The following is a 15,422-nucleotide window of genomic DNA, read 5'->3' on the forward strand; positions in this document are numbered from 1 at the left end:
GGTGACCTCTCATTACGGGAGAGAAGAGAAGTTAAAGTTCATTTGGATTTTTGTCACCCGAAACATCAATCTCTCCTCATCCGACGTTAAGAGAGCCGCGCACGAAAATATCCAGATCGTAGGCGACAGGGATCTCCGATACTATGAAGAGATCTCACGGAACGTGGGCAAAGCCGCAAAGTATCAGTTCCTTGCTGAGTTTCTCGAAGGAACTCGAATCAAAAATCTTGAGGATCATTTGGTGCCGGCAATCCGGTCCAAAATTGGAGGTCATCAAGCCTACTATTTTCTCGCTCCACCTGAGCGTCTCCTCCCGATCGCTTTTGTAAATCATCGTAGTCTCAGGGATCCGACGGGAAATCCTGCGTATCAGCGCCTAGTGAAGCGCGCCCGCCTCAACCAAATTGGGACATTCTTAGATGGCGGAGGATTCTTTCCCAACTCAATCCTAGTCAACTTCAAGAAGCGGGTTCGGTTCGATATCCGGCAGAGTTATGAAGATCGTCAGATTCACTTCGGCGACCTCTATCTTCCAGATGCCTATAAAACTGCGTGGATCATTGACGGACAACATCGGCTTTATGGCTTCACAGAAACTACAAGTCGGAAAAAGAACGCTATCGCGGTCGTCGCTTTCGAAAACATTCCGAGAGAAGTAGAGGCTGACCTTTTTGCAACCATCAACGGAAAGCAAGCGAAAGTCTCTCGGAATATTCTCGATGAACTAGAAGGTGACCTGAAATTTGAGTCCGAAGACTTTAAATCACGTATAGGCGCCATAGCATCCCGAGCCTTATCATTGCTCGATGCGGAAAACGGCGGACCGTTCAACGATAGAATGAAAACGCCGGAGACAGAAGAAAGTGACACCACTTGTCTGACGATCTCCGAGTTGAAGAAGGCGATAGTTCAATCAGGCCTGATCGGACGGCCTGGATCTAAAGACCGGCTGCCTACGCCTGGATATGCGAGCCGCGTGACCAGCGAAGAAACACTGGAGGCGCTCTCAGAACTACTCTCGAACTACTTCGAAAAACTTCGACGCGCCAACCCAGATCGCTGGGAGGCCGGGCGGCCAGCTCACATCTGCATCAATATCGGGATAGCCGGGCATATCAGGCTGCTCGCAGCACTATGCGACTTCCTGCTTGCGGAAACGAAGCAAGACCCGAGCCAGCTGGATCCCGACGAACTTGTCGATCAGATCGCCCCGTATCTAGAGCCAGTACTCGCGTACATCGCGCAAGCGAACGACACTGACTTCGACCCATGCTTTAAGCCCGTCTTTGGATCAGGAGGTCCTCCCCGATACTTCTTCGAGCTCGCCAGACTTGTGAATGAACGATTCCCGACTTTCTCACCAACGGGCTATCTAGAATATCAGAGCACAAAATCGAGTGAAGAATCTCGTCACGCCGACGAGCAAGTGAGAAAAATCATCGACAGGACTCACGTCCACGTCATCGACATACTTCGTCGAGCCTACGGCGAAGCATACTACAAGATCGGCATCCCGCAGAAAGACATCCGAATGAAGGGGCTTGACAGGCAGCAAGACGCGGACCCGGAGGAACAACTCGACCCCATCACCTATCTCGACGTCGTCGATCTTAAGAAAATTGTCGAACACAAGAACAACTGGGCGCTATTTGAGCCCACCATGAATATAAAGCTGGCCAGTGATCGCAGCGGAAATCAAAAGAATGTCTCATGGTTTGATAAGCTGAACGATGCACGAAAGATAATGGCCCATCCAGCAAATCGATCCTATAAAGAATCTGATTTTGAGTTTCTAAATTTTCTCGAGACAGAGCTGGAAAGAAGGCTATCAAGACGTGACTGAGATTAGTCCCTTCCTAAAGTGGGTCGGCGGAAAGCGATGGCTGACGGCTAATCATGACTGGCTTCTTCCGGACACGTTCAACACGTACGTTGAGCCATTTCTTGGCGGTGGAGCGGTTCTCTTTCACTTGCAGCCAGATCAAAGCATCTTAAGCGATGCTAATGCCGACCTGATAGCTTGTTACAAGGCAATCAAAAAAGATTGGCGCAAAATCACTGCACAGCTTGAGCGGCACCAGCGCAACCATGACGACGCATATTATTATCGCATTAGGAGTTCGCGCTTCTCAAACCAAATAGATGAAGCTGCACGCTTCATCTATTTGAACAGAGCTTGCTTCAATGGCATCTACCGCGTCAACCTCGAAGGAAATTTCAACGTTCCGAAGGGAAGCAAGCAGAAGATTGTCATGGACGACGACGACTTCAGATCAGTCTCACGCGTCCTTAGAAAGAGCCGACTGCTCGCTCAGGATTTTGAGACGACCATCGAACTCGCGACGGCGAACGATTTCATCTTCGTTGACCCTCCCTACACGGTGAAGCACAACAACAATGGCTTCATAAAATACAATCAGCAGCTCTTTGCCTGGTCTGATCAGATAAGGTTGAGAGAAGCTATCGAGAGAGCGGCCAATCGGGGCGCTCTCATTCTACTCACAAATGCCGATCATCAAAGCGTTCGTGAACTCTACAGAGGCCTCGGCCGCCCGTACAGACTAGATCGGGCAAGCGTCGTATCAGCGCAAAGTCAACACAGGCGCATGAGTTCGGAGCTAGTGATCACCATCGGCTACGATGCTGAAGAGAAGCGTCAGACTTCAATCAAAGCAAATAAGAGGGACCGTTCCCGAGCATCGTTCCGTCTCCCTGCCTAACAGAGAATCCTATCTTGATGATCGCCTATCTTCGGGACGCCGCTAGTGCGGCGCCCCGACGTCAAAACGCAAGATGGTAACTCACATCCCCTTTCGGCGCTTCTCCTCTCAGCACCAGCCGCTGGAAGTACGGACTCGGCTTGCCGCCATAGGTCAGCGTGCGATCATCGAGGAAGCAGAAGCGACGGTAGTACGCGGGCTCACCGAGCACGACGCAGCCATGGGCCCCGAGTGCCGCAAGCCGGATCAGTCCCTCACCGATCAGCGCGCCGCCAATGCCCTGGCGTTGCAGGTCGGGTGTGACCGAGACGGGGCCGAGGCCGTACCAGCGTCCTGCTACGCCATCGATCCGCACCGGCGAGAAGGCGACGTGGCCGACGATGCGTCCGTCATCCGACGTCGCGACCAGCGACACGGTCAGCGCTTCGGCCTGGCGCAGCGCCTCGACGATGCGGGCTTCGGTGCCGCTGCTGTGCGGCGCGTCAGCGAATGCGGCCGTCGTGATGCGGCTGATCGCGGCGGCATCCTCATCGCGTTCATCCCTGATCTGCACGCGCGCAGATAAGGCCGATCGGCGGCGAAGCGCAAGCTCAGCCCATGCTCACCGCCGCGACCGCCAGCAGCGACATCATGATCATCGTCGTCATGAGTTGCAGCGAGACCGTGGGCTGGCTCCGCCATTGCGCGATCTTCTCGGCGAACGACAGGCTCGCGTCGAAGAAGACAGGCGCGTGGATGTGCACGAAGCGTTTCGGGAATTTGGCGGCAAGCCACGGCGTGATCGCGGCATAGACCAGCGAGGCGAGCACGACGTAGATCGCGGCGCCATAGCGTTCGCCGACGATTTCCGGGGCGCCGAACATCTTCAGCATCAGCACGGCGGCGGCGAAGGTCGGCAGGCCCTGCAGGATGGCGGTGAGCGCAAAGCCTTCGAGCCGGTTCTGCGCAGGCGATTTCGGTGCGGCGATGGCATTCATGGCGGCGTTTCCCTTGGCAGTCGGATGATCCGATGCCGCCAACCTAGCCGGGCGCTTTCTCCGGCGGCGTGATGCGGGTCACGCGGGAAGCGGGTTGCGAAAATTCGTTCTGATTTTCAGAATTTAAATTGACGCGTACCCCAACTCGGATGTTCAATACGCCCGTCTCACCCGATCGAGGGGCGCTTCGCGATCGTCACGAACGCGGGTCGAGATGCGGTGGACGCTGATGGCTCGACTGACGAGTGAGCCTGACGCGGACGGTGAAGTCGTGTGGTCCTGACGCCCTAGCGGCCGGTGTCTTTTCGCAAAGCGCGAATACGCCTTGCGAAGACGGTGACAAAAAAGCCCAGTCTCGCCGGGGAGAGCACGAAGTAAGCCGTAACCCATCGCGCAGGGAAGGCCGGGCTGTTTCCGGTTACACCTGTGGTCCTACCCCCGAGCTTTCTACCCATTGCTCGGGGCCCATGGGTGCGATCGGCACCCGGTCTTCCCTGCGCCCTCTGCCTGATGAGAGGGCAAACGAAATGCAAACCTCGGGCGATTCATGTCGCGAGAACGAGCGCGCACATCCTCATCGCTGTTTGACAGGTGAATCCGACTTCCATCGTCGTCCCGGCGAAAGCCGGACCCATTACCACCGACGGAAATTGTTCTGACGCGCTGTGGCTCCAGCTCGCTTCAACAACATGATCCTGTGGTTATGGGTCCCGGCTTTCGCCGGGACGACGGCGGAGTATGTCGCGCCGCTTCGTGCCCTACCCCGACCGCTTGTTGCTGGTGTTCTGGGTCAGATTGCCGTGCGCGGCCTGCTCGCGGATGTTGTGCTTCTCGTCGTCGCGATGGCCCTTGGTGGTGTCGAGCGGAACGCCCGGGGCGCTGCCGGGCCCCTTGTGGCTCTGGTTGTCGTCGGGAACGGGCTGGATGTTCCCGGTCTTTGGTTTCGTCATCATCGTCTCCGTCACGCAAGGAGACAACGCCGCCCGCGCGGACGGCGTTCCCGAACGTGACTCACGTTCCGGAACGTGGCTTCACGTTCCCGATGCTCGCCTTCACAATTGAGCTTACAGCTTTTCCTGCTGCGAGGGCTGCGCCTGCTGCTGTTGGCGCTGACGGTCCTGCTCCCTGGCGTGATGGCGGCCGTAGAGACATCCGGCGGCGGCGCCGAGCATGCCGTGATGGCCGGCATAATGACCGGCGACACCGCCGACGACCGCACCCTTGATGCAGCCCTTGGCGTCGACGGGCGAGGTTGCGGCAAGCGCACTGACGGCAATGGCGGAAGCGAGAAGAATCGATTTCATGATACGGCTCCAATGGAATTCTTAGGGCATCAACGGCGGAGCCGCCCCGCCGGTTCCCGCCGCTTCAGGGCCAACGTGAAACGCCCGGGGAGTTCTCATGAATTCGCGGCCACCCGCCCCAGCGCGCTTCACGTCGTCGAGACGCGATCAGTTCAGTTTCACCAGTTCAGTTTCCTGCCATGTCGGGATGGCACCCCGGAGCAACCGCATGCATGTTGTGCCGCAATGCACGTTCCGGTTGCCGAACCTAATCGCGTCTCGTGCGTCAAAACATATGTTTGAGAGTGGAACGCTTCGGTTCACAATGCGGGCCAGGGCCAGTCGAAGGCGAGTCGGACTGAACCGGCGGAGTCGAACATGGGCGAGGATTTGAACCGGCAACGCGTCTTGAACTTCCTCGACGTCTATTATGCCGGCGGCATCGAGGGCGCGCTCGATCGCTGCAGTGACGACGTCGCGTTTCTCGCCAACGCCCCGATCGACATTCTTCCGCACATGGGCCAGCACCGCGGCAAGGCCACGCTGCGCCAGATGTGGACCACGATCCACGAGCGCTATTCCGACATGCGCTACGAGGCGCCGATGGTGGTGGCCGAAGGCGACAAGGTCGCGGCGCAACTGCGGGTGTTCTTGCGCAAGCGCAACAACGCCCGCGTGGTGCAATTCGACGTCGCGGTGTTCTACACGCTGCGCGACGGCAAGATCACCGAGATCCGCGAGATCATCGACACATTCGACCTCGTCCAGCAGGTGCTGGAGCGTGATGTCACAGCGGCGCTGACCGGGCAAAACGCGGACTAGAGCATTTTCGGTTCTGATTGAATCAGAACCGAAGCTCTAGATTCTTGTTTTGACGCGTTTTCTTCACGCGAACCGGTGTCCACTTCGCTCGAAAACGCTCTAGTTCCCGGAACACGGGGCAACCGACGCCGGCGCCCCCGCCCCGCAAATTCGTCCCCGCCAGCGTTGAACCTCGAAGGCCCGGCGCTGACCTATCACTGGGCTTGTTGCGGTCGGGGCTGAAATCACCATGAAAGTCGCATTGCTCGCTGTGCTTGGCCTTGCACTGGGCGCCCTTGGCGGCGCCGCTCTCGGCATCGGAGCCGGGCTCACCTGGATCGGACTGGCCAAAACCTCAGGTCTCGACAGCGGAACGCTGGTGTTTTTCACCTTCATGCCGCTCGGCGCGGCGATCGGCGGCATCGGCGGCGCGCTGTTGTTCGCGGTGGTGGCGATCCGCGACGCCGAGATCGTGATCGAGCGGCAACCGCTGCGGCAGCGCGACCGCTGAATTACGGACCGTTTTCGAGCGAAGTGGATGCCGGTTCGCGTGAAGAAAACGCGTCAAAACTGGAATCCAGAACCCCGTTCCGATTCCATTGGAACGGGGTTCTGTAGACAGACGGTCACATTCCGGTCAAAACCGGCGCAATTGTGCATTGCAAAAAAGTCATTTGCGTTTTCGCCGTTCCGCCCTATTTGAGGCGGTAATAGTGACGTGCAGCAACCTGGCAGGGCGTCGACGCTGACCGCCTGCCATTCGTTTGCTTTGAAAATCCAGTTTCAGGACGAGACCAAAATGACAGAGCACAGCCTCTGGCGTTTTTCGCGCGCATTGCATCGCGCGATCAACGAACGCCAGCTTGCAGACATCGAGCCGCTGCTCGATGACGAGGTCGAATGGGCCATCTACGGGCCGATCGACCTGTTTTCCTTTTTCGGCTCGCGTCGCGGCAAGGCCGCCGTGCTCGAGGTGATCAGGCAGATCGGCGAGAACCTGAGGGTTCACCGCTTCGATCGGGAGTCCATCATGCTGGGCGCGGATTCCGCGGCCTCGATGCTGCGCTATTCGCTGACGGCATTGGACTCCAACAAGCCGATCTCGCTCAGGATCGCGCATTTCGCGCAGTTCAGGGCCGGCAAGCTCACGAGCTTCCGCGTGCTGGTCGACAGTTTCGACCTGGTCGAGCAGACCGTCGGTTACCCGATCCATCTGCCGCGCATCGCGGTCTGACGGCGCCACGATTTCACGCCTTCGTCATGTCCGGGGCCGCGCCTTCGCGTTGAGGCGCCCCGGCAGAAGCGGCCTGTTTTGCCAGCCCCGAACGGCCGCGCCCGGGGCGGCGCGATGCGCCAACGCGCTTAGCGTTTGTCCCGGACATGACGATCACGCGTTGATCAGTTGCCTTCGCAGCGCCGTTGCCACAATTTCGCGCCAAGAAAACCGCATGTTGCGGCGCTGGAATTTGCGGGCTGGGAATGACTTCTACATCACGATTTGGCTGGACAAGGCTGCCGGTGCTGGCGGCCGGCTTCAGCGTGGCGATAGCGCTTTCGGCCACGGCGCAGACCTCACCATGGGCGATCGCTCCCGCCGCCCAGGACATCGCGAAAGACAGCGCGAAAGGCGCCCCCGCTGATGACGCCGAGGCTGCGGCCGACGAGGCGCCGCCGGCGGCCGACGCCAATGACGCCGACATCCTGAAGGACATCGACCAGAGCAAGCTCGACTGGAGCCAGCTCGATACCGACTCCACCAGCCTGCCCACGCTGGCGCCGAAGAGTGCGGCCAAACCCAGCAGCATCGCCGGCAACGATCCGTCCTGGTCGACCAACAACAACGCCAACGGCTCGTCGGCGGTGTCGGTCAAGCAGTCAGTCTCGCCGTTCCTCGACACCCGCATCGGCGCCGACATGACGGTCGCCAAGCAGGGCACGATGACGACGTCGGAGCAATTGTCGGAGCGGCTCGCCAATGGCGGCGGCCTGCCGCAATCCGGCGGCTCGGCCTGGGCTTCGATCTCGACGGGCGGCGTGGCTTCGATCTGGGACAAGACCTCGGTCGAGGCGCGCGTCGATCCGGGCGCCGACCAGAGCAAGGTCGGCACCTCGCTCAGCAAATCGGTGCCGCTGTCGGAGCAGTATTCGCTGACCTTGCAGAGCGGCTACAATTTGATCCAGCAGGGCGTGGTGCCGGTACCCGGCGTCGACGGCCATCCGTCGCGCAGCTACGATACCGATCAGTCGGCGCGCCTGTCCGTTCGCGACACCGGCACCAGCATCACCGCCGGCCAGACGCTGTCGACCGCCGAGGACCGATGGCTGCGCCGGGTCGGCGCCGAGCAGAAGCTGTTCGACGGCGTCACCGTCTCCGGCTCGGTCGGCGAGACCCCCCAGGGCACGATCAACAAGAGCATCGGCGCCGGCTACAAGCGCTCATGGTGAACGATCTGTTAGCCCTGTCGCGCTAATGATCAGGCATTGCCCCAACTTGGCCCAGATGCGGTCAAATTCGGCGGCACTGATAGGTCCGTAACTTCATCAATTCGTCGTGCGGGGGACAAGCCGCGCTTCGCTATTGCGAACCAGGGGAAAGCCGATGAACGCCACCAACCGTACCGAGGAAGCCGCTGAAACGACTTCCGAGGTCGATTCCAACCTTGCTGCGGTCTCGGAAGTCGAAGCCGGCATCCGCGACTTCGTGCGCAACGACATCGCCTATCTGCGCCGGCCGGTGGCGAGCCCGGAGACCGCGCCGACCGACACCAATACCGATGCGACCGTCAGCAACGTCAACTCGCTGATCCAGCGCGTCGCCGGCACCTCGCTCGCCGAGATCGAGAAGCTGATCGGCGAGCTCGAGAGCCTGCGCGACCTGCTGCATGCCGAGGGCCAGCGCGTCCAGCGCGAGATCTCCGGCTATGCCCAGCTCAGCCAGGCCGCGATGAAGTCGACGCGCATGATCGCCGACAACGTCTCGCAGTGGAAGCGCGCCGCCGACGGCCTGCGCAACAGCTGATCCCGATCAGTTTTCCAGACTGATGGCCGCCGCCTCCCGACCAAGGGGGCGGCGGCTTCGTTTTGCGCGGGCCGATTCAGCGCAGAACGATTCGTTATTCAGCGCGGTGTAAACTCCGCGGCGTCAATTCTTGCAGAAGCCGATTTGAACTTGAGATGCCGAGCCCGCGTCCAACCCGGAATTCGCGTCCGGGCCGCGCCTTGCCGGGACGTCCATTTGGAGAGAATTCATGCAGAGCCTCCGGCCGGATAACGCCGCCGATCCGATACCGCTGCGCCAGCCGCAGCAGGGCATCGGCACGATCATGATCCGGTTCCTCGGCATCCTGGCAGCCGCGACCGTCGTGATGGTGCTGATCTGGAATCGTTGAATTTCGGGATCGGGAGAAGTGTGACGCAGCCTGCCGACGGGTCACATTGAAAAGCGCGAATGCGCGCCACGGCGCTCGCTCGAGCGCCGAGGATTACAGACGGTCGATCAGCGATCGATGCTCGCGGTGGTCTCGAAGGAGTAATTGCCATCGGCAAAGCCCTTCACGACCATTCCGGTGGCCAGCATCACGACAACCGTTACCGTCGCAAAGATAATGCCGACGAGTTTCAGCGCGCTGCGATCTGCCATAGTCGTCCCCAGGTGTTCGGCCCAATTGCCAGGCCAAGTGTTCGCCCAAGTGCTCGTGCCCCCAGCCATAAGGCAGGGACAAAGGTTCAAAATGCGTTAGCAAAAAATGAGTTCCACGCAACGCACAACTACGTCGGCAGCAGAAGTAGCTGCCAACCATGGCGTCCGTGCAACATCAGAGGCGCTGGGGCAACATCAGGAACCGGGATTCCGGCGCGGCACGAAGGCGGTCGCGAGGAACGAGAACACCACCTCATTGCGCTGATTGACGCCGGTGTTGCGCGCCTGAAGGATGCCCCATTCCGGCCGCTTCTCGGACGTGCGCTTGGTCTCGATCTGGTTGGTGAAGCTGATGGTGTCTCCGGCCAGCACCGGGCGGATCCAGCGCAGCTCACGGAAGCCCGGCGAGGGTCCCCAGACCGCGACCGTCTCGCCGCGGGCGGCGGCTTCCGCGGCGAGTTGCTTGCCGTCGGCGACGAGCAGCTTCATGCAGACACTGGCAACGTGCCAGCCCGATGCGGCGAGCCCGCCGAACAGCGACTTGCGCCCCTCCTCCTCGTCGAGATGGAAGCGCTGCGGATCGAACTGCGCGGCAAACCGCTTGATGTCCTCGGCGGTAAAGGTGAATGAGCCGAACTCGCGCCGTGCGCCGATCTCGATGTCTTCAAAAAAGCGCATGATGTCTCCTATGCGCTCGCAGCGTCACGGCGGCTGATCATGATCGGCGCCTCCATCTCGCACAGCATCTCGCCGCGCGCGTTGCGGATCGTGCTCTTGAAGGTGACGATGCCGGTCTCGGGGCGGCTCTTCGAGACGCGCGCTTCAATGACATCGACATCCAGCGTCAAATCGTCGCCCGGACGCAGCGGCGCCACCCAGCGCATCTCGTTGACCCCGGGCGCGCCCAGCGATGCGGTGCGGCCGATGAAGCCGTCGAACAGCATCCGCATCATCAGCGAGCCGAGATGCCAGCCCGAGCCCGACAGGCCACGGAGCATGGATTTCTTCGCCGCCTCCTCGTCGAGATGCATCGGCTGCGGGTCGAATTCGGCGGCAAAGGCGAGAATTTCCTCGCGCGAAACATGGCGCGGGCCGAACGTGCCGAAACGGCCGGGCTTGAAGTCTTCGAAGGTCAGCGTGGTCATCGGGTGAGGATATGCTGGAGGGAAGCCCGATTGTGGCCGTTATTTGCAGCAATCACAACCAGCCCACTCGCATAGCTCGCCCCTGGACTGCCGGCGCCCGGTCCCGGGCCTGGCTTTGGCGAGACTGATTGGGCTTCTGCGGCATCGATCCCTTTGGGTGCGGAGGCGCTTTGGCGCCGCCCCGAACCATTGGGCCCGGCGAAACGCCTCGTCCTGACGGACGCCTGCTGCGCAGGCTGCCGGGACGAAGTGATCACGCCGGGGGTGACGCAGTAGGATGAACGAGACGCGAATCATATTTCGGCTGGCCGGGAGAACCATGATGTTCGATTTCCAGGATCTGTTTCAGTGGGACCGCTTCATCACGCCCACGATCATCAAGACGTTCTACTGGCTGGTGATCGCGGTCATCGTGCTGTTCGGGATCTCCGGCATCCTGTGGAGCCTCACCGCGATGGCGATCAGCCCGTTCGTCGGCTTCATCCAGTTACTCGCGTCGATCGCCAGCATCTTCGTCGGCATCGTGTTGTCGCGCATCGCCGCCGAGTTCATCCTGATCGTGTTCCGGATCAACGAGCATCTCGGCGCGATCCGCGATCGCGACGGGGGCATGCACTGAGGCTTTGGGCCTCCCGCCGGATGCGGCCTGCCGCCCGGGCTGTGGTTAATCCGAAGTAGCACCCGCGCGCAAATGCCAGCGAAATTCCGAGCGGGATCTTAAAACCGCTCGCGTATCAGTCTCCGCATTGCGCTGAAGACCAACGCGGGGGCGTCGTGAATTCGAGGAATGGTTTTATTGCCGTGAGGCCGGGCGATCCGGGCTTTACGACCGAGGATATTCTATGGGCTGTCGGCATCTGGTCGGTGATCCTGACCCTGGCGCCGGTGATCGCGTTCTATCTGCTGATGGTGGCGTAACGCCATCCATCGCGTCATTGCGGGCGCAAGCCGAGGCGCGTTGCATCAGCACGCAAAAAACGCGCGAGTGCCGCGCGTTTCTTTCCAGTTCGAACCAAAGCGGCGTTGTTACGCCGCCTGCTTGTGCATCGCGCCGGACGCCGACGCCGTGCCGCGGATCGCCTTGATCGAACGTTCGATCGCGGCCCACAGCCGATTGATCTCGGCGGCGGCGCGGCCTTCCGCATAATATTCGCGCGCGCCTTCACCCTGGCCGAGCGCCATCAGAAGGTCGGCGCGGTTGGTGATCTGGCCGCTCCACACCGGTGCGCGAAATTTCGCCAGCGCCTCACGCGCGATCGCGACGATCCGGCTTTCGGCGCCGTCACGCTGCGCAGGCGCGCCGTTGATCACGACGGCGTAGGGCTTGCGCATCGAGCGGCAGGTCTGAATCGTTTCCTGCACCGCGTTGACGTCGAACACGCCGGGCCGCGCCGGAATGATCACCATCGTGGCGTTCTTGATGGAGTCGTCGACCACAGCCGACAAATTCGGCGGCGTGTCGATGAACACCCACTCGATGCCGTCGCGCTTGGCTTGAGCAATGATCCCGCTGACCGAGTTCACCGCCGTCTTGATCGCCGGCTCGTTGGTGCCGCGCAATTTATGCCAGAGCGTCAGCGAGCCCTGCGGATCGGCGTCGATCAGCAGACAGGGCTTCGTTGCCTTGTGCACTTGCGCGGCGAGGTGAGCAGCCAGGGTACTTTTCCCCGAGCCCCCCTTACGCGAAGCGAAAACAATCACGTTCATACGTTGGCCTCCAGATTGACCCCAGGAGGCGAAAATGAATCAGCATGCTGATTCGCGAAAGAAGAAACTTCTTGCAATCCGCAAAGTGGCCAAGATTACCGGTGCATTCTGCTTTTTGAGTCACACTATACTTATGACGCAACCGCAAATGGAAGCGCCAAGCATTTGATATGACTCACCCCTAGCGTTTTTCGGCAGTTTTGGCGCGCTGGCGCGCGATCCACTTGCGCTCGACCCAGCCGAGCAATTGCGCCGTCGGTTTCTGCAGGAACGGGACATCCTGCGCGAACAAAAGGAGTCCGAGCGGCAGCATCCAGAGTCCGAGCACCGGCAGGAAGCTGAAGATGCCGCCGATGATAAGCAGGATCGCGAGCGGAATCCGCACATAGCGCGACGACGGCTTGCGCAGCCACGCGACGAAGCGTGCCGGCCTTTCCGGAAGCTTGGCTTCGAACCAGGCGAAGTGCCGATCGATCTCTTGCTTGTCGTATTCGCTCACGCGCCTCACTCCATCCGTTCCGTCGCGAAACGGATTTGGCAAACATCACCAACCCCAGAGATGATGCTGCGTGACAGCGTCACAAGGCGTCAGTCTGTCGCGCACGACAGTCTTGAAATCGCAGCCGCGCGATCTATCGCTCGCTTTCGAACGAAGCGGACGCCGGTTCGCGTCACAACGATGAGCGAGTCTGGCGCGTGCGCGCGATGGGAACCAGATCCTTTGGTGGACTTCAGTGGGCGGACTTCTTCGCCTTGTGCGGCCTGTAGACCTTCCGCTTGGCCGGCCGGCGCTCGCTCGCCTCGCGCGGCTCGGGATCTGCGCGGAAGAACACGCGGCAGGCCGGCGACAGTTGCGCCCTGTTCCTGATCATGCAGGCCGTGATGCGATCGACATCGGGAATCTCGGGACCACAAAGCCGGAACGCATCCGGCGTACAGGCCTGCTGCTGGTCGGGCGTGTAAGCCTCACCCCGGCTCGGCAGCAGCATTGCGGCAAGGGTGACCGCTGAAATCAACGCAAACGAAAAACTCCTTGAACCGGCGGTCCCCATGCGTCCCCCAAGGTGGCACTAAGGTGTCGTTAAGGCGTCGTTCCCTGGAGTGTGGGTGATGCGACGAAGAAGCGCAAGCGGGCGGGATGACACGCTGACTGCGATGAACAAGATCGCAAGCGCTCATGCGAAGACCCGGTCCTGCGATGTCGCGTTGCGTGAGTTTGTGGATGGTACAGTTGGGTGGGCTCGAACCACCGACCTCCTGTTCCACAGACAGGCGCTCTAACCAACTGAGCTACAACTGCATCCTGACGCACGGCCCCGCAAAAAGGGGGCGGCGATTTCGGCGGAAACTAGGTGCAACGCCCGCCTTTGGCAAGGCCGTAACGCGCTGATTTCCGCTCTTATCTCGGGCCAATCCACGGCCCCCGTCCAGCAGAAAGGCCCGGACCGCATCGGCCCGGGCCTTCCGCTATCTCATGCAGGCCGAGATCAGGCGGCCGGCTGCTGGTAGAACTTCGAGGCGCTGGCCTTGATCGGCTCGGCGGTCTCGCTGGCGACCTTCTGGCCGAGCTCGGCCAGTTCCTTGACCTGCGCGGTGTAGGTCTCGAACTGCTTGCGGGCGTGCGAGGTCCACAGCTCGACCGCTTCGGTCGGCGACTTCACGCTGAACAGCTCCTGGGCGAAGTCGAGCGAGGAGGTGGTGTTGGCCTTGAAGAACTCGATCAGCTTGGCCGAATACGCGGTGGCGCCCTTGTTCACCGAGGTGAACACGGCCTCGACCGTCGAGTTGTGAGTCTCGGCAGCGTCCTTGAACTTGGCGTAGCTGTCGCGGGCCTGCAGCACGCCCTTTTCAGCGAACGCGCGCATCTGCTCGGGAACCTCGAACGGGATGATCGAGGCGGAAAACGGATCGGACGGGTTGGTCATACGTGTAATCCTTCGCAACGGGTGAGTAGATGTGACCATTGCGAACGCCCCGGAGCCCATCAGGCCGGGAGCGTTGAAATGGATCACGCTGCCTTGATTCACGGGAGTGCCCTTCGTCGGGCTCGCCTAATAAACACCCATATCATGTCAATTTTGTGCAACGCAACGTATGATCGCGTGCAACGCCACATTTTTTATGTGGCGGAATATGGGGTTACCACGCCCGACGAAGGTTAGAGGGCCAAAATCAGCGTGAATCGCCCCGCCCGTCAGCTCTTCGGCTTGACCGCATCCATCGCAGCACGGCTGACGGCCTGGCCCATTTCGCTGGCCTGCTCGGCGAGCGAGCGCATCTGGCCCTGCACATATTCGCTGTGCAGCCGCATCACCTCGGTGAGGTCCTTGGCCTTGAGGAGCGACTGGGCGTAGTCCAGCGACGATTGCACGTTCTTTTCCGCGTAGCCGAGCGCTTTGGCGGAAAGGTCCTTGGCGCCGGCGCGCATCGTTGCGTTGCGCTCTTCGATCTTGCCGGCGGTGTCCCGCGCGTTGGTCACGAACTGGTCGAAAGCCTTGCGCGCCTGATCGAAGCTCGCCTCCGCCATCGACCGCATGTCCTTGGGGATCTCGAACTTGGGGATCTCGAAATGGTCACGCCCGTTGTCGCTCATGGTCGCTCTCCCTCGCTTGGTGATCGGCCCGCCGGTTGGCCTTGCGGGCCCAAGGCAGAATACAAGGTAGAATAGACGGCAGACATATCGCGGCACTGCAATCGCAGCTATGACGCGGCGCCGCCCTGGCTCCGCAGCACGCTGTCGCAGCGCCTCTCTCTACCCGACAACGCCAAACGGCTGTGGATCGTTCAGCCAAGTTAACGTTATCCCGGCTTAAGCCGGGGCACCCTGGCCGCGGACATGGACCTGCCGCCCCCCAGTTGCGATACTAACCTTCTGTTAAGGCTGTCGTCCTGCGGCCGCCGGCGCTCCGGCAAAGCTAAGGAAGAAGCCAAACCATGCGGTCAAATCTTGCGTGATGAGTGACGCGGAATTCCAGATCCAGGCGCTCGGCGATGTAAGGCTGGCGGACCATGCGTCGGGCGCCCTGCCGGCATGGCTGTGGTCGGCCGACGGCGCACGGATTCTGTGGGCCAATCCGGTCGGCGCGCAGGTATTCGGTGCCGCCAATGGCGCCGAGCTGGCGAAGCGCGCCTTCGGCCCGGCCGATCCG

General features: G+C 60.7%; 24 protein-coding genes and 1 tRNA gene. 12 read left to right on the top strand and 13 right to left on the bottom strand.

Going from position 1 to position 15,422, the window contains the following annotated elements:
- Both H8B02_RS34940 and H8B02_RS34945 read left to right on the top strand, forming a co-directional pair.
- The coding region (locus H8B02_RS34940; RefSeq protein WP_229170411.1) for a DGQHR domain-containing protein at positions 1-1,843 on the top strand (1,843 nt) is incomplete at its 5' end.
- Positions 1,836-2,720: a DNA adenine methylase gene (locus H8B02_RS34945; protein ID WP_229170412.1), complete on the top strand. Its 885-nt coding sequence runs from the start codon at positions 1,836-1,838 to the stop codon at positions 2,718-2,720. The genes H8B02_RS34940 and H8B02_RS34945, both read left to right, overlap by 8 nt.
- Before the next feature lie 61 nt (positions 2,721-2,781).
- Here H8B02_RS34945 and H8B02_RS34950 read toward each other — a convergent pair whose 3' ends face one another.
- The 4 genes from H8B02_RS34950 to H8B02_RS34965 all read right to left on the bottom strand — a co-directional run bounded on the left by H8B02_RS34950 (position 2,782) and on the right by H8B02_RS34965 (position 5,001).
- Entirely contained in the window at positions 2,782-3,273 is a 492-nt protein-coding gene (locus H8B02_RS34950) for a GNAT family N-acetyltransferase (protein ID WP_229170413.1), read from the bottom strand.
- A 37-nt stretch (positions 3,274-3,310) separates the two neighbouring features.
- The gene (locus H8B02_RS34955) at positions 3,311-3,697 is read right to left on the bottom strand and encodes a hypothetical protein (RefSeq protein WP_229170414.1); all 387 of its coding nucleotides are present in this window, start codon (positions 3,695-3,697) and stop codon (positions 3,311-3,313) included.
- Positions 3,698-4,455: 758 nt separating this feature from the next.
- A complete protein-coding gene (locus tag H8B02_RS34960; protein WP_229170415.1) occupies positions 4,456-4,647 on the bottom strand; it encodes a hypothetical protein in 192 nt (63 codons plus the stop codon).
- Positions 4,648-4,761: 114 nt separating this feature from the next.
- Positions 4,762-5,001: a hypothetical protein gene (locus H8B02_RS34965; protein WP_229170416.1), complete on the bottom strand. Its 240-nt coding sequence runs from the start codon at positions 4,999-5,001 to the stop codon at positions 4,762-4,764.
- A 357-nt stretch (positions 5,002-5,358) separates the two neighbouring features.
- Between H8B02_RS34965 and H8B02_RS34970 the strand changes: the two genes are divergently transcribed.
- The 6 genes from H8B02_RS34970 to H8B02_RS34995 all read left to right on the top strand — a co-directional run bounded on the left by H8B02_RS34970 (position 5,359) and on the right by H8B02_RS34995 (position 9,170).
- Complete coding sequence (locus tag H8B02_RS34970) at positions 5,359-5,802, top strand: nuclear transport factor 2 family protein (RefSeq protein ID WP_229170417.1); 444 nt, start codon at positions 5,359-5,361, stop codon at positions 5,800-5,802.
- Positions 5,803-6,031: 229 nt separating this feature from the next.
- Positions 6,032-6,292: a hypothetical protein gene (locus H8B02_RS34975; RefSeq protein WP_097673103.1), complete on the top strand. Its 261-nt coding sequence runs from the start codon at positions 6,032-6,034 to the stop codon at positions 6,290-6,292.
- Positions 6,293-6,580: 288 nt separating this feature from the next.
- The gene (locus H8B02_RS34980; RefSeq protein ID WP_229170418.1) at positions 6,581-7,015 is read left to right on the top strand and encodes a nuclear transport factor 2 family protein; all 435 of its coding nucleotides are present in this window, start codon (positions 6,581-6,583) and stop codon (positions 7,013-7,015) included.
- Positions 7,016-7,260: 245 nt separating this feature from the next.
- Entirely contained in the window at positions 7,261-8,226 is a 966-nt protein-coding gene (locus H8B02_RS34985) for a hypothetical protein (protein WP_229170419.1), read from the top strand.
- 154 nt (positions 8,227-8,380) lie between these two features.
- Positions 8,381-8,800 carry a hypothetical protein gene (locus H8B02_RS34990; RefSeq protein ID WP_092117486.1) on the top strand — a complete coding sequence of 140 codons (420 nt, stop codon included), beginning with the start codon at positions 8,381-8,383 and terminating at the stop codon, positions 8,798-8,800.
- Between the two features lie 229 nt (positions 8,801-9,029).
- On the top strand, positions 9,030-9,170 hold the full coding sequence (locus H8B02_RS34995) for a hypothetical protein (protein ID WP_229170420.1): 141 nt from the start codon (positions 9,030-9,032) through the stop codon (positions 9,168-9,170).
- A gap of 107 nt (positions 9,171-9,277) precedes the next feature.
- Here the strand turns inward: H8B02_RS34995 and H8B02_RS35000 are convergent, their stop codons facing one another.
- The 3 genes from H8B02_RS35000 to H8B02_RS35010 all read right to left on the bottom strand — a co-directional run bounded on the left by H8B02_RS35000 (position 9,278) and on the right by H8B02_RS35010 (position 10,566).
- The gene (locus tag H8B02_RS35000) at positions 9,278-9,421 is read right to left on the bottom strand and encodes a hypothetical protein (protein ID WP_016841369.1); all 144 of its coding nucleotides are present in this window, start codon (positions 9,419-9,421) and stop codon (positions 9,278-9,280) included.
- 195 nt (positions 9,422-9,616) lie between these two features.
- Positions 9,617-10,099, bottom strand: a complete 483-nt coding sequence (locus H8B02_RS35005; RefSeq protein ID WP_229170421.1) for a MaoC family dehydratase — start codon at positions 10,097-10,099, stop codon at positions 9,617-9,619.
- A gap of 8 nt (positions 10,100-10,107) precedes the next feature.
- Complete coding sequence (locus H8B02_RS35010; protein WP_173640865.1) at positions 10,108-10,566, bottom strand: MaoC family dehydratase; 459 nt, start codon at positions 10,564-10,566, stop codon at positions 10,108-10,110.
- 322 nt (positions 10,567-10,888) lie between these two features.
- Here H8B02_RS35010 and H8B02_RS35015 point away from each other — a divergent pair, with 322 nt between their 5' ends.
- Both H8B02_RS35015 and H8B02_RS35020 read left to right on the top strand, forming a co-directional pair.
- The gene (locus tag H8B02_RS35015; RefSeq protein ID WP_092126096.1) at positions 10,889-11,185 is read left to right on the top strand and encodes a DUF4282 domain-containing protein; all 297 of its coding nucleotides are present in this window, start codon (positions 10,889-10,891) and stop codon (positions 11,183-11,185) included.
- 155 nt (positions 11,186-11,340) lie between these two features.
- Complete coding sequence (locus H8B02_RS35020) at positions 11,341-11,484, top strand: hypothetical protein (RefSeq protein ID WP_229170422.1); 144 nt, start codon at positions 11,341-11,343, stop codon at positions 11,482-11,484.
- A 108-nt stretch (positions 11,485-11,592) separates the two neighbouring features.
- On the opposite strand, the gene H8B02_RS35025 is transcribed toward H8B02_RS35020, so the two are convergent.
- Entirely contained in the window at positions 11,593-12,273 is a 681-nt protein-coding gene (locus H8B02_RS35025; protein ID WP_021081815.1) for an AAA family ATPase, read from the bottom strand.
- A gap of 34 nt (positions 12,274-12,307) precedes the next feature.
- On the opposite strand from H8B02_RS35025, the gene H8B02_RS48220 reads away from it, so the two are divergent.
- Positions 12,308-12,442, top strand: coding sequence for a hypothetical protein (locus H8B02_RS48220; protein ID WP_283842289.1), 135 nt, complete (start codon positions 12,308-12,310; stop codon positions 12,440-12,442).
- Positions 12,443-12,454: 12 nt separating this feature from the next.
- Here H8B02_RS48220 and H8B02_RS35030 read toward each other — a convergent pair whose 3' ends face one another.
- The 5 genes from H8B02_RS35030 to H8B02_RS35050 form a co-directional block, all read right to left on the bottom strand.
- A complete protein-coding gene (locus H8B02_RS35030; protein ID WP_229170423.1) occupies positions 12,455-12,781 on the bottom strand; it encodes a hypothetical protein in 327 nt (108 codons plus the stop codon).
- Between the two features lie 223 nt (positions 12,782-13,004).
- The gene (locus H8B02_RS35035; RefSeq protein ID WP_376711749.1) at positions 13,005-13,289 is read right to left on the bottom strand and encodes a hypothetical protein; all 285 of its coding nucleotides are present in this window, start codon (positions 13,287-13,289) and stop codon (positions 13,005-13,007) included.
- A gap of 207 nt (positions 13,290-13,496) precedes the next feature.
- Positions 13,497-13,573 (bottom strand) — tRNA-His (locus H8B02_RS35040).
- Positions 13,574-13,760: 187 nt separating this feature from the next.
- Positions 13,761-14,198: a phasin gene (locus H8B02_RS35045; protein ID WP_176533651.1), complete on the bottom strand. Its 438-nt coding sequence runs from the start codon at positions 14,196-14,198 to the stop codon at positions 13,761-13,763.
- A 269-nt stretch (positions 14,199-14,467) separates the two neighbouring features.
- Positions 14,468-14,866, bottom strand: a complete 399-nt coding sequence (locus H8B02_RS35050; RefSeq protein ID WP_229170424.1) for a phasin family protein — start codon at positions 14,864-14,866, stop codon at positions 14,468-14,470.
- Between the two features lie 361 nt (positions 14,867-15,227).
- Between H8B02_RS35050 and H8B02_RS35055 the strand changes: the two genes are divergently transcribed.
- On the top strand, positions 15,228-15,422 hold a 195-nt coding region (locus tag H8B02_RS35055), incomplete at its 3' end, for a hypothetical protein (RefSeq protein ID WP_229170425.1).

It is taken from the genome of Bradyrhizobium altum (assembly GCF_020889705.1).
In the GTDB taxonomy this organism is placed as follows: Bacteria; Pseudomonadota; Alphaproteobacteria; order Rhizobiales; family Xanthobacteraceae; genus Bradyrhizobium; species Bradyrhizobium altum.